This window comes from Hymenobacter profundi, assembly GCF_019334315.1.
Classification (GTDB): domain Bacteria; phylum Bacteroidota; class Bacteroidia; order Cytophagales; family Hymenobacteraceae; genus Hymenobacter; species Hymenobacter profundi.
The window spans coordinates 53579-66169 of sequence record NZ_JAHWGL010000018.1 but is presented as its reverse complement, the minus strand read 5'-3'; the positions used below and the strand labels follow the sequence as shown (position 1 = coordinate 66169).

The following is a 12591-nucleotide window of genomic DNA, read 5'->3' as shown; positions in this document are numbered from 1 at the left end:
TACGTTAGGCGAGTCGGGCTCGATGATGCGCGAGGGAGACGGCTCGTCAATGCGCGAGGGCGGCACCTGGCCGGGGTTTTCGTTGGGGATAGGGTCGGGGCTGATTTCCGGACCGGGAATCTGCGCGGGTGCGCCGGGGTCGGGTTGTTGGCCGGGCTTGGGGTTGTAAGCACCGGGCTGCGGACCGATGGGGCGGCCCGTGGTAACGGCGTCGCTGCCAAATTGGGTGGCAACCAGCGCGCCGCCTACGGCAGCGGCCGAGGAAGTGGCAGCAGTGTCAATACGCATAGTAGGAGTGGCTTCAGGTGAAGGTTCGGGTTTACTCACCTTTACGCTAGCCGCTTGCGAAAGGATGGCCGCCGTGCCGCCTTTAGGTCGGTTGCGGGCTTTGTCGGCCTTCTCCATGGTGTCGGTAGCCAAGTGCTGCAAGTCGCGCACCAGGGAATCCAGCGCGCCTTCTAGGCGCTGATGCTCTTGGTTGAGGCGGCTCACCTCCACCTGCATTTCCGTCACACTACGCTCGGCTTGCTTATAGGCATCTTCTACCAGTGTACGCGCTTTTTGCCGGGCCTGCGACAGTAGTTCCTCGGCTTGCAGTTGGGCCTCGCGCAGCCGGATTTCCGCGTTGCGCTGGGCCTGCTCGGTGATGTTCTGGCCGGTGTCCTCAGCAGTTTTGAGGGTGCGGTAGAGCGAGCTTTCTATCTCGCGCATCTTCTGCACTTCCTGCGTGGCGTAGTCGAGTTTGTTGCGCAGGTCGCGGTTTTCGTCGCCCATCCGCTCCCACTGCTGCGAAAGCGTGAGTAGGAAGGCGTTTACTTCGTCGGCATCGAGGCCCCGGAAGGCTTTTTCAAAGGTCTTTTGCCGAATGTCGAGGGCAGATATTTTCATGTGTAGCGGTTGGCTAGTAGCTGTTAGCTCATAGCCAGCAGCCTTTGCATTTATTGAGAATACGCCACAACCTGACGATATATTGCAGCATAGCAATACGCTGCTTGGTTATCAACCACAAAGCCAACAGCTAACAGCCATTAACTGTCAGCCCACGTAAGCTCCCACACCGCCAGGCTGCGGTCGTCGCTACACGAAACTAGCCGATTTTGCTGCCCCGACCAAAATAACTTGTTCACAGAGGTGCCGTGGCCGGCGTGGCGCGCCCGGTCTACCACCCGCAGTAGGCGCAGGGTATCGGCCTCCCATAGCTTGATGGATTTGTCCATGCTGCACGTGGCCAAATAGCGGCCATCGGGGGAGAACGTGAGGTGGTTGATGGTGAACATGTGCGCTACCACCGTGTCGGTGAGAGCGTAGCTGGCAGCCGCGTCGTAGCGGCGCAGGTGGGCATCGCGGCCAGCGGCCAGCAGGTAATGGCCATCAGGGGAGTAGGCCACGGTGAAAACGGAGTTGGTGGCGTCGGGGAGCGTGTGCAGGGCATCCAGCGTGTGCACGTCCAGCACGCGCACGGTGGCATCGCTGCTGCCCACGGCCAGCTCTGGGCGGGTAGGGTGCAGGGACAGGCAGCGCAGGCTTTTATCGGTCACGCGCAGGAGTTTTTCCAGGCTGAAATCGGCGGCGCGCAGCACGGCCAACGTGCCATCGGCCAGGGCCACAAACAGGCGTTGCGCTTCCTCGGAGTACGCCAGATCGAAGATAGCCAGCGGGGGTAAGGCCGTGGCGTGTGCCAGTTGGCGGTTGTGCAGATCAATTACCTGCACGCCCTCGTAATTGTGCCCCAGTACCAGCAGTTGCCGCCCCGGCAGGTAGCGCAATGCATACACCGACTTCTCTACCTTCGCCACCAGCATGCCGTCGGCCTCGGGGGCGGCTACGTTCCAACTAGCCACCAGCCCATCGGCCCCAGCCGAGTAAAACGTGGTTTCGTTGGGGGCGCCGCTCAGGGTATACACACAGTCGCGGTGCCCAGTGAGGGTAGCGAGTTTCTGGACCTGAGGACGAGCGGGAACGGACATGCGCACGAGAATTTAGGCGAAATTACGCCAGATTTGCTTGTGCCGCGCCACTTCGGGTGGGCGGCGCTCCTACCCTATGCCTCTGCACTCCATTACTCCCCTGCCCCACGGCGCCATCCTCGGCCTGTGGCGCCTCACCGAAACCACCGCCGAACTGCTGCCGCAGCTCCCCTACCCTACCGTGTACCAGGCCCTGTACCCGGCCGGCCGCGACCCTACACGCGCGGCGCAGTGGGCCGCGGGCCGCTTGCTGGTGCACGCGCTGCTACCAGAACTGACGGCCGCCCCCGCTACCCTGGCCAACGACGCCAATGGCCGCCCCTATCTTACTGCTCTACCCCATTACGCCGTGTCGCTGTCGCACTCCGGCGAGTGGGTGGCCGGAATAGTTGCGGCCCAAGGCAGAGTTGGCATAGATGTTGAATTAATTCGTGGAAAAGCACAAAAACTGGCCCCAAGGTTTCTATCGGAAGCCGAGCGGGCCGATGCCGGCGACGATGCAGCCAAATACAGTCTCTATTGGAGTGCCAAGGAGACGCTTTATAAGCTGCATAGTCGCCGGGGGCTGGTGTTCAAAGAGCAATTATTGCTCGACCCGTTTTGGCTGCGGGAGGCAGGCGAGTTGACGGCTCACCTGCTGCTCGAAAACTCCCGCAGCCAGCACCAGCTGACCTACTTGCGCCCAGCGCCCGGCTATGTGCTCACGTATTGCGTTGAATTGATGAACTTGGAGCAATAGCTATCTGCTTCATCGCTTCGCACTCGACGCTTCTCACTTCTTACTTCCCGCTATGTCTTTCCGCCGACTTTCGCTTCTCGCTGCTGCTACCCTGGTTTTCTGCACTGTGGGCTTGGGGGTAGCACGCGCCCAAGGCACGCGCACTGTCACCGATTTCACACTGAAAAACGCGGCCAACGCGTCGGTGTCGCTCAGCAGCTACGCTGGTAGCAAGGCCGTGGTGGTGGTGTTTATCAACCAGAACTGCCCCTTTTCCAAGTCGTACCAAGGCCGCCTCAATGCGCTGGCCTCCACGTATGGCGGGCAAGGCGTACAGTTCCTGTATATCGATGCCCCCATCAACATAGATGCGGCCGGCGACGCGCAAAAGCTCGTGCTGAAAAGCGACAGCAACAACATCACCTACCTCACCGACGAAGGCCAGAAGGTGAGTAACCAGCTCGGCGCCACCAAAACCCCAGAGGTAGTAGTGCTCCAACCCGCCGGTAACGGCTTCACCGTACGCTACAAAGGCGCCATCGACGACAACCCCCAAGTGGAAAGCGACGTGCGCCAGCGCTACCTCGCCCAGGTGCTCGACAACCTGCTAGCTGGACGCCCCTCCGGCATAGCCGACACCCGCGTTGCGGGCTGTTTGATTAAGAAGTTTTAGAGGTAGTAATTAGATGGGTAGATAGATAATTCTGTCATCCTGAGCTTGCGAAGGACCTTCTCACGGTAGAACGAGTCGTTGGTACGCTTGTCGTTCACGCGTGAGAAGGTCCTTCGCTGCGCTCAGGATGACACACTCCTTTACTTCCTATCCTCCTACCCCCATACCCTCACAAAATTACTACCCTTACTCCTCCCCTTCATTATCCGTCAGCGGTTCGCCTTCATCTGTTAGGATAGCCAGCAATTCAGCTACTTCACCGGCTTTTGCAGGTTCCTGCATTTTCTCGAAGCTCAACTGCAAGTTGCGTAGGGCGCGGCGCACGATGTCTAGGTGCGAGCAGGGCTCGAAGAACACTTCGTTGGGCGTGAGGTTGAGCTGGGCGATGTAGTGTTCAATATCGGTGCGGGACAGGATTAGGCCGCGGTTGTAGCAGTTGATGTAGAACGGCTCTACATTGGGATTAGTGGGTCGGAACAGCAGTACAAATAGGTTTGGCAGGTTCACGCCGTAGATGGGCAGCATTAGGCGCTGGGCCACCAGTAGGTAGATCACGCAGAGCGTGAGCGGGTTGCCGCGCCGGGTTTCCAACACTAAGTGCAACATGGAGTTGGCCGGCGAGTGGAAATTCTGCGTGTTGGCCGCCAGCTTGTGCGTACGAAACAACACGTAGTTGAGGACCTGCACTTGGTCGGCGGGGTGCATGCCGGGGCGCATTTGGGTCCAAGCCTCGAAGCGCAGCTGCTCAATGGCGCGGTTCAGAGCCTGAAAATCGGCATCGGGATACTGGTAGGAGTTCAGCAGCCACATGCCTTCTAGCAGACTGTCGCCCCCTGTGTCACGCCACACGCGCAGGCGCTGCTTCAGCCCATCGAATTGCAGGTTATGAATGAGGTCTTCGAGGCGTTGCTGTTGCTGCGGGTCCAGCGTTTCTTCCCACGATTCTTCCAAAAACGGAATAATACTTTCTCCCAGATTCTGGATAGTGCCCTGAATCTGAGGCGCTACTTCCGGATCATCGAGCAGCGAGATAAGCGCTTTTATTTCTTTGTTGGTCATAGACATAGCCGAGGCTTCGGCGGCGGGAGCCAGAACTGGCAGAGCGGAGATACTGAATAAAAGTAGCCGGTTTGATGCCTCGCACCAAACCGGCTACTGTCAACACCGCTAACTACGGCAAATGTTCATTTAAAAGCTATTGACGCGGCATTTTTGACTATCAAGCTCGGAATGACAGGCTGGATGCTTTACAGTCCCAGTAGGTTCAGGTTGTCCTTTGCCAAGTCCAGAATTTCGTTGCCGCGGCCACTCATCACGGCTTTCAGGGCGTAGAGGCTGAAGCCTTTGGCTTGCTCCAGCTCAATAGTAGGCGGCATCGACAACTCGGCGCGTTTTACGATGGCATCAATCACCACCGGGCCGGGGTGAGCAAAGGCTTCTGCCAGGGAAGCATGCAGGTCGCCGGGGTCGGCGACGCGTATTCCCCGAATGCCCACGCTTTCGGCTAGGGCCGCGAAGTCGGGGTTGTCGAGCGTCGTTTCGTAGGGTAGCAGACCGGCTTCTTTCATTTCCAATTCCACAAAACCCAGGGAGCTGTTGTTGTAGATAACGAGCTTCACGGGCAAGTTTAACTGCTTCAGCGTCAGCAGGTCGCCGAGCAACATGGCAAAGCCGCCATCGCCGGCTAAGGCTACTACCTGCCGGTTGGGGTAGACCAGTTGTGCTCCAATGGCCTGGGGCATGGCATTGGCCATGCTGCCGTGGTAGAACGAGCCCAGCAAACGCCGCTGGCCGTTCATGGAAAGGTAGCGGGCTGCCCACACAGTAGGCGTGCCTACGTCGCAGGTAAAAATGGCATCTTCCGCGGCCAGTTCGTTTACCAATTTGGTCAGGTACTGCGGGTGCATGGAGTCGTCGCCGGGCTTGCCGATGGCCAACTCGTCCAGGTTCTCGCGCGAGTCTTTGTAGTCGCTGAGAGCCTTATCCAAGTGGGCTCGCTCCGTTTTAGCGGTCAGGTGGGGTAGCAGCTGCCGAATGGTTTCGCCCACGTCGCCGGCCAAGCCAATGTCTACCCGGGTGCGGCGGCCAATGTGCTCGGCGCGGCAATCCACCTGAATGGTTTTGGAATCCTGGGGCAGAAATTGAGTGTAGGGAAAATCGGTACCCAGCATCAGCAGCACGTCACTGTCCATGATGGCGTGGTAGCCCGAGGCAAAGCCCAGCAGGCCGGTCATACCCACATCGTAGGGGTTGTCGTACTCAATGTACTCCTTGCCGCGCAGGGCGTGCACAATAGGCGCTTTCAGCGCGCTGGCTACCTGCATCAGCTCAGCGTGCGCTTTGGCGCAACCGGCCCCAGCCAGAATGGTTATTTTCTCCGCCCCATTCAGCATGGTAGCGGCATCGGCTATATCGGCGTCCGAAGGGCGCAGGGTAGCGGAACGATGCCGAGCGGGTAGGCGTGGCTCGGGCGCTTCAATTTCCATTTCCGACACGTCGCCGGGTAGCACAATCACGGCCACGCCGCGCTTTACTAGAGCCGTTTGGATGGCGCTTTCAATCACGCGCACGGCGTGTTCGGGGGTAGAAATCAACTCGCAATAGTCGCTACACTCCTGAAACAGCCGCTCGGGGTGGGTTTCCTGGAAATACTGCGTCCCGATTTCTACACTCGGAATCTGGGAGGCAATGGCCAGCACCGGCACGCGGCTGCGGTGGCAGTCGTAGAGGCCGTTGATAAGGTGGGTGTTGCCGGGGCCGCAGCTACCCGCGCACACGGCCAGTTCTTGGGTGAGGTGGGCTTCGGCGCCGGCCGCAAAGGCGCCGGCTTCCTCGTGCCGCACGTGCACCCAGCCAATGCCGTCGCGCTGCCGGATAATGTCTGTCACGCCATTGAGGGAGTCGCCTACTACGCCGTACACGCGCTGCACACCAGCGGCCTGCAACGTATCAATCAGTATTTCGGATACTTTCTTCTTCGCCATCGTCTTCAATTCTTGTTTTGAAGACTATACGGGAAGTGTAGGGGTAGGGACGTGTAGCTGGGTTAATGCCTACACAGAGTAACTGAACAACAGCTTCCGCAAAACGCTATCAAGGATAGGCCCAGTGGTCTACGCCTTTCAGTGCATGTACACCTTGTTACGACTGAAACACAGATCTACATTTCAGTACCGTATCAACAATCAGTTGCTGATACTTTCAAACAGCTTATTTGCAAAGTAATGACCGCCCCCTACCACGAGCATTGCGAGTGAGACTATCAACAGAATAACTATCATCCCAAAGGCTTCGAAAAAGCTTAGCATGATGGCATCAATGGGATTTTCCGGATCATATACAATCCGCACTTGTTCGCCTACCTCCCATGCTGCCGGATTGGTAGAGGAAGTCTGGGTATAGATGAGTTCCTGATTGTTGCGTGTGGTATACCTAAAAATTGCCCTATAGGTATTATCGCCCTCATTATCCTTTTCACAATCTATTCTGATAACTGTTGCTGTCGTACTTTCCTGGGTCTTGATGGTATGTATTCTGCTTCTCAAGGAAAGCAGGCTAACCACCAGAAAAAACACACCCGCTATACAGATTATATTGTATCCCATTGTACAGCTTTCTACAGCGGCAGCGACACCAGCATCGGCCCTGGCCCATCTTTCGGAATCTTGTAGGTTTTCAGAAAGGCTTTCACCGCGGCCGGGTCGTGCCCAAAAGCTAGCACTTCGGCGGCTAACTGCTTGATCTTGGCTTGCAGCTGACTTTTCTGGCGGCGGTAGTCCAGGTCCATGGCGGCAGGCGAGGTAAGGGCATACCACGGCTGCCCAGAAAAGGCCGACAGGTCCATCCGCTCGGCTTGCAGGGCATCCTCCAGCTCACGGGCCTGCTCGCGCAGCAGCTTGTTGTAGTAGCGCAACTGCTCTTCAGCCATGTTTTCGAGGTGGGCCTGGTCGATGCGATTCAGCTCTAGCTGAAGGCGCAGCAGCGTTAATAGCTCATTGGCCTCGTAGGCCGTGGTCACTTGTTTCAGCAGCTCGGTTTTGCGGGCTTTTTCTGCTTCGTCGGGCTCCCGGTCGGGGTGCAGGTGCTTTACTAGGTCCATGTAGAGCGTGCGTACGGCCTTGGTGCTATTCTTTTCCTCGGCTTGCTTTTTCTCTTCGGCCGCCTGCTGCTTGGGGCTTTTTTTGCGTTTAGCCCGACGCTCGGCCCGCTGTGCTTCCTCGGCAGCAAACTCCTCTTCCTGCGCGGCCATTTGTTGCGCCACGTAAGCCTGAAACTTCTCGGGCGTATTCACATCAGCATCAGCCTCAAACTCAATCCCGAACTGCTGACGAAACAACTGCTTCATCATCTCAGCGGTCTGGGCGTCGGCCTCTGCGTTGGCCGCTTCCGCCTCGGCCGTTTCTTCGGCGCTCAGGGGCGGGTCGTGCTTATCGAAAATAGGCTCCAGGTCGTCGTAGCCCCAGTCCAGCAAGTCAACGCAGCCATACACAATGATGTCCACAATTTTGTCGCGCTCAGTTTTAGTGAGCTTGTATTCGTCGTGGGCATGGTCGAGCACGCGCACTAGGGCGGCGCGCTGGTCGTTGTGCTGCTGTTGCAAGGGGCGATATTCGTTCTGCACCCGTTGGCGCAGGTGGGTAGCAGCCTCACGAAAATCGGCTACTTCCTTTTCCAGCTTGCTGATACGCTTGGTGAAGCGGTTGAAGGCCTTTTGTTCTTTGGAAAGGGTGCTGCCAGTTGCCCCTGCCGCTGGGATGTGCACAATTTGAGGCGAGGCAGGAACAGATTTCTTAGTCATGAGAAATATAACTAGATAAGCGCCCCAAGATACAACCAGACGTTATCTGCGCCGGGCAGGCCAGTTGCAGTCTATTTTGATACTCCCTACCCCAGCAAACCAGTCAGGCCCTTCACATTCAGGCGGGCAAATTTGCGGACACGCTCAAACGTATCTATCGTGGTGGCTAGCTCTTCGTCTTCGGGTAGCTTGGTAGGCATGTGCGTGCTCAGCAGCGCAAATACGCTGGCAGCAATATCTAGGTAGCCCAGCAGCAGCAGGTAAAGTTGCTTCTTCTCGTCCTCGGTGTAGGCCTTGGTGCGAATGGCTTTTACCAGTGTGCCGAGCTGGGCGGTTTCGTCGGTGTATAGGTCGCGCAGGGCGCGGCGGGCCTGTTGGTAATCGGCTTGTTGCTCCTCCGTGGCTGCATGCAGCGCAAACGGAAACGCCTCAACGAAAGCGGTAGCCGCCAAGAAAGATTTCTCCGCGCTGTATACGGCCGCTAAGTGTTTTTGCAAGCTGACCCACAGGCCGGCGCGGGCTTTTTCGAAGGCGGAAGGATTTTGTTCGGTCACAAAGGGTAGGGCTGGGTGAGTGGCAAAGGTAGGAACAGAGATAGAATCGGAACTGCTCTCACACCTGAATCACCCCCACATTATACGCCTTCTCAATCGGTGCATGATTGGCCGCGGCTATGCCCTGCGAAATGACCTTACGCGTTTCCAAAGGGTCAATAATAGCGTCTACCCAGAGGCGGGCGGCGGCGTAGTAGGGCGAGAGTTGCTCCTCGTAACGGGCCTTGATGGTGTCGAGTAGCTCTTTCTCAGCTTCGGGCGTGATTTCCTGGCCTTTGGCTTTCAGCGAGGCTACCTGAATTTGCAAGAGCGTATTGGCAGCAGCGGCTCCGCTCATCACGGCTAGTTGGGCGGTCGGCCAAGCTACAATAAGGCGTGGGTCGTAGGCTTTGCCGCACATGGCGTAGTTGCCGGCGCCATAGCTGTTGCCCACAATCACCGAGAACTTCGGCACCACGCTGTTGGCCATGGCATTCACCATCTTGGCGCCATCCTTAATGATGCCGCCCTGCTCGCTCTGGCTGCCTACCATAAAGCCCGACACATCGTGCAGGAACACCAGCGGAATGCGCTTCTGGTTGCAATTCATGATGAAGCGCGCCGCCTTGTCGGCTGAGTCGGAGTAGATGACACCGCCCATCTGCATGCCGGTTTTCTTCGACTTCACGATTTTGCGCTGGTTGGCTACGATGCCTACCGCCCAACCATCAATGCGGGCCAGGCCGCAGATGAGCGTCTGGCCGTAGAGGTCCTTATAAGGCTCAAACTCCGAATCATCAACCAGCCGGTTGATAATGTCCATCATATCGTAGGGCTTGGCGCGGTCGGCGGGTAGGAGGCCGTAGATGTCCTGCGGATTTGCTTTCGGCTCAGCAGCAGCGGCGCGGTTGAATCCGGCTTTGGGCGTGTCACCCAGCTTGTCAAAGATGTTGCGAATGTGGTCGAGGCACTCTTCGTCCGTGGCAAACTTGTAATCCGTGACACCCGAAATTTCGGAGTGCGTGGTAGCGCCGCCCAGCGTTTCGTTGTCGATGGTTTCGCCAATGGCCGATTTCACGAGGTAGGAACCCGCCAAAAACACCGACCCCGTACCCTCCACAATCATGGCCTCATCGGACATGATGGGCAGGTAGGCTCCGCCCGCCACGCACGGCCCCATAATGGCCGAAATCTGCACAAGGCCCATTGACGACATCACGGCATTATTGCGGAAGATGCGGCCGAAGTGCTCTTTATCCGGAAAAATCTCGTCCTGCATCGGCAGGTACACCCCCGCCGAATCGACCAGATAGATGATGGGTAGGCGGTTTTCAATGCTGATTTCCTGTGCCCGCAGGTTCTTTTTGGCCGTGATGGGGAACCACGCGCCGGCCTTTACGGTGGCATCGTTGGCCACTACCACGCACTGCCTACCCTGCACGTACCCGAGTACCACCACTACCCCGCCGCTGGGGCAGCCGCCTTCGTCGGCATACATGCCTTCGCCGGCAAACGCGCCTACCTCTACCGTTTCCGCATCCTTATCGAGCAGGTAGGCTATCCGCTCGCGGGCAGTCAGCTTGCCCTTCTCCTTATGCTTGGCAATGCGCTTCTCGCCGCCCCCAAGCGCTATTTTCTGCAAACGCTTCGAGAGCTGGTAGGTGAGTTGCTTGAGGTGGTCTTCGTTTTTGTTGAATTCGATATCCATGGGTGGGTGGGGGTAGGGTGGGTGTTGAGGTAGTGAAATTGTGAGTTTGTGAATAGCAAAAGCGCCTGTCATCCTGAGCGGAGCGAAGGACCTTATCACGCAAGGATGCGTCGTTCGTACGATGGTCGTTCAACTGGCATAAGATCCTTCGCAAGCTCAGGATGACACGCGTTTTTTTAGCTCACAATTTCACCGTTTTACTATTCGTAAAAAGCAAGAAATCCGCCCTTTCGAGCGGATTTCAAATCTATCAAAATAACTGACCGGATAAATGCTTATTGGCCGGCGGGGGTAGTGGCAGGCTGCACAATGCCGCCGGGCGTACCATCTACCCGCTTCGTCTCAACTTCTACCTCGCCGTTAGGCTTTTTGGTTACTTCCTTCTTCACCTTGTCTTTGCCACCGCCAAATACCGAGAAGTGCACGTAGCGCTTGGGATTAGCCTGAAAATCAGTGAGCAGGGAGTTGGTGCTGGCTGCCGTCGCGTTAAGGTTGTTGTAGAGCGAATCGTCATTCATGAGCTTGTTGAGCGAGCCTTCCTGATTTGCCAAACCTTGGTTTAGGGTAGTCATGGCCGTTTGCGCTTCAGTCATGGTCGCATTGAGCTTACGCATGGTAGGGCCAATGGGCGCTTGTTTCAATGAGTCGCTGAGCTGGTTGAAGTTGGCCGCAATCTTGTCAAACTTCTGGCTGGTCACGGCCAGGTCGTGGGTGAGGCGGGCCATGTTGGTCGTAATCTGGTTGATGTTGCGCTGGTTCATCAGCAGCAAATTCTTGAAGGCTTCCGACGACCCCTCTGCGTTCTGTAGCGTTTGCTGCAAGCTCAGACGGGCATCCTTGCTCAGGAAGCTGTTCACTTTAATCAGCGTAGAGTCTACGGTGCCAAGCACGGGTAGGGCTTTGGCCTGAAACGCATCCGTGATGCTGGCTACTGTGTACGAGCGTAGTTCCTCGCCCCCGTCGTACACTTTGGAGTTTTTGCCCAGAAACAGCGTGATGGTCTTGCTGCCCAGCAACGAGCCCGACAAGCTGGCCGTGGTAGAGTCGCCTACCACCACATCTTTGGCAAGCTCCAACGCCACTTTTACGCGGTTGTGCTCGCTGGGCAACAGCTCCATCTGTTTCACCTGCCCTACCTTGATACCATTGAGTACCACTGGATTGCCCACAGCCAAACCGTCTACGTTATCGTATTTTGCGTAGTACGTGCGGTCTGAAGACAGCAGGTTAGAGCCTTTCAGAAAGTTGAACCCAATGAACAGGATTGCTATGGCTACGATACCCAGCAACGCTACTTTTATTTCTTTTGACACGTTCGGTCAGAATAAAGATGAGATAATAAAGCACTGGGAAACTGAAAGGGCTGATGCAGCAGCTGGATGGACTATCCTTCGCTGGTGCCTTCCAACTCGTTACGATACGTGCGGAAAGCACGGTATATTCCCGAGGCCATATACGACTGCCCCGATTTATCGTTGAGGTATTGTTCTTCCTTGCGGTTGGTCAGGAAGCCTAACTCGATAAGTACCGACGGCATAGCCGTTTTCCAGAGCACCAGAAAGCCCGCCTGTTTCACGCCCCGCGAGTGGCGCTGCACGCGGGTTTTAAACTCTGCATCAACGTGTTGCGCAAAGCGTATGCTGTTTACCATGTACGCACTCTGGAACAGCGAAAACAGGATATGGCTCTGTGGCGAGCGGGGGTCGAAACCGTTGTAGCGCTCTTTATAATCGTCTTCTTGCAGAATTACGGCGTTTTCGCGCTTGGCTAGGGCCAGATTCGCCTCGGTTTTGTGCGGACCCATCGTCCAGACCTCCGTGCCGTAGGCCACCGATGGCCCCGAGTTGCAATGCACCGAAATAAATAGGTCGGCGTTGTGCTTATTGGCAATCCCAGCGCGGTCGGCTAGTTCCACAAATACATCGGTTTTGCGGGTATACACTACCTTCACGTCGGGCATATTTTGCTCAATCAGGCGGCCAAGTTCCAGCACGGTTTTTAGAGCTACCTGGGCCTCGCGGGCTGCAGAGCCGGCACAGCCTCTATCTTTGCCACCATGCCCGGCATCGAGCACTACGGTTCTGATCCGGTACTTTTGGGGTGGTAATTTAGCAGTGTGCGCCACCACACCCGGCGCAAGGGCCACCGACGGTCCGGCAAAAAACACCAGCACAGCGGTGCAGACAATGACAAT

12 protein-coding genes are annotated in these 12591 nt (G+C 56.8%); 2 read left to right on the top strand and 10 right to left on the bottom strand.

What is annotated here, in order from left to right:
• On the bottom strand, positions 1-888 hold an 888-nt coding region (locus KYK14_RS07080), incomplete at its 3' end, for a DivIVA domain-containing protein (RefSeq protein WP_219158070.1).
• A 140-nt stretch (positions 889-1028) separates the two neighbouring features.
• The gene (locus KYK14_RS07075; RefSeq protein ID WP_219158068.1) at positions 1029-1967 is read right to left on the bottom strand and encodes a WD40 repeat domain-containing protein; all 939 of its coding nucleotides are present in this window, start codon (positions 1965-1967) and stop codon (positions 1029-1031) included.
• Between the two features lie 76 nt (positions 1968-2043).
• Between KYK14_RS07075 and KYK14_RS07070 the strand changes: the two genes are divergently transcribed.
• Together KYK14_RS07070 and KYK14_RS07065 are read left to right on the top strand one after the other, a co-directional pair.
• Positions 2044-2706 carry a 4'-phosphopantetheinyl transferase family protein gene (locus KYK14_RS07070; RefSeq protein ID WP_219158066.1) on the top strand — a complete coding sequence of 221 codons (663 nt, stop codon included), beginning with the start codon at positions 2044-2046 and terminating at the stop codon, positions 2704-2706.
• Between the two features lie 52 nt (positions 2707-2758).
• Positions 2759-3358, top strand: a complete 600-nt coding sequence (locus KYK14_RS07065; protein WP_219158064.1) for a redoxin domain-containing protein — start codon at positions 2759-2761, stop codon at positions 3356-3358.
• A 186-nt stretch (positions 3359-3544) separates the two neighbouring features.
• Here KYK14_RS07065 and KYK14_RS07060 read toward each other — a convergent pair whose 3' ends face one another.
• The 8 genes from KYK14_RS07060 to KYK14_RS07025 form a co-directional block, all read right to left on the bottom strand.
• Positions 3545-4417, bottom strand: a complete 873-nt coding sequence (locus tag KYK14_RS07060) for a transglutaminase-like domain-containing protein (protein ID WP_185281106.1) — start codon at positions 4415-4417, stop codon at positions 3545-3547.
• A gap of 188 nt (positions 4418-4605) precedes the next feature.
• Positions 4606-6342, bottom strand: a complete 1737-nt coding sequence (gene poxB / locus KYK14_RS07055; protein WP_219158062.1) for a ubiquinone-dependent pyruvate dehydrogenase — start codon at positions 6340-6342, stop codon at positions 4606-4608.
• Positions 6343-6543: 201 nt separating this feature from the next.
• Positions 6544-6963 carry a DUF3592 domain-containing protein gene (locus tag KYK14_RS22565; protein ID WP_425514668.1) on the bottom strand — a complete coding sequence of 140 codons (420 nt, stop codon included), beginning with the start codon at positions 6961-6963 and terminating at the stop codon, positions 6544-6546.
• An 11-nt stretch (positions 6964-6974) separates the two neighbouring features.
• Positions 6975-8156, bottom strand: a complete 1182-nt coding sequence (locus KYK14_RS07045; protein WP_219158058.1) for a hypothetical protein — start codon at positions 8154-8156, stop codon at positions 6975-6977.
• A gap of 86 nt (positions 8157-8242) precedes the next feature.
• Positions 8243-8710 carry a hypothetical protein gene (locus KYK14_RS07040; protein ID WP_219158056.1) on the bottom strand — a complete coding sequence of 156 codons (468 nt, stop codon included), beginning with the start codon at positions 8708-8710 and terminating at the stop codon, positions 8243-8245.
• Between the two features lie 58 nt (positions 8711-8768).
• Entirely contained in the window at positions 8769-10397 is a 1629-nt protein-coding gene (locus KYK14_RS07035; protein ID WP_219158055.1) for an acyl-CoA carboxylase subunit beta, read from the bottom strand.
• Positions 10398-10672: 275 nt separating this feature from the next.
• Complete coding sequence (locus KYK14_RS07030; RefSeq protein ID WP_185281111.1) at positions 10673-11710, bottom strand: MlaD family protein; 1038 nt, start codon at positions 11708-11710, stop codon at positions 10673-10675.
• Positions 11711-11781: 71 nt separating this feature from the next.
• Positions 11782-12543 carry an N-acetylmuramoyl-L-alanine amidase family protein gene (locus KYK14_RS07025; protein ID WP_258049129.1) on the bottom strand — a complete coding sequence of 254 codons (762 nt, stop codon included), beginning with the start codon at positions 12541-12543 and terminating at the stop codon, positions 11782-11784.
• Positions 12544-12591: the final 48 nt, after the last annotated feature.

Bases quoted from the DNA above. Each gene is read 5' to 3' on its own strand.
- poxB (WP_219158062.1), bottom strand. From the start codon at position 6,342: ATGGCGAAGAAGAAAGTATCCGAAATACTGATTGATACGTTGCAGGCC.
- KYK14_RS07075 (WP_219158068.1), bottom strand. From the start codon at position 1,967: ATGTCCGTTCCCGCTCGTCCTCAGGTCCAGAAACTCGCTACCCTCACT.
- KYK14_RS07045 (WP_219158058.1), bottom strand. From the start codon at position 8,156: ATGACTAAGAAATCTGTTCCTGCCTCGCCTCAAATTGTGCACATCCCA.
- KYK14_RS07070 (WP_219158066.1), top strand. From the start codon at position 2,044: ATGCCTCTGCACTCCATTACTCCCCTGCCCCACGGCGCCATCCTCGGC.
- KYK14_RS07065 (WP_219158064.1), top strand. From the start codon at position 2,759: ATGTCTTTCCGCCGACTTTCGCTTCTCGCTGCTGCTACCCTGGTTTTC.
- KYK14_RS07060 (WP_185281106.1), bottom strand. From the start codon at position 4,417: ATGACCAACAAAGAAATAAAAGCGCTTATCTCGCTGCTCGATGATCCG.
- KYK14_RS07035 (WP_219158055.1), bottom strand. From the start codon at position 10,397: ATGGATATCGAATTCAACAAAAACGAAGACCACCTCAAGCAACTCACC.
- KYK14_RS22565 (WP_425514668.1), bottom strand. From the start codon at position 6,963: ATGGGATACAATATAATCTGTATAGCGGGTGTGTTTTTTCTGGTGGTT.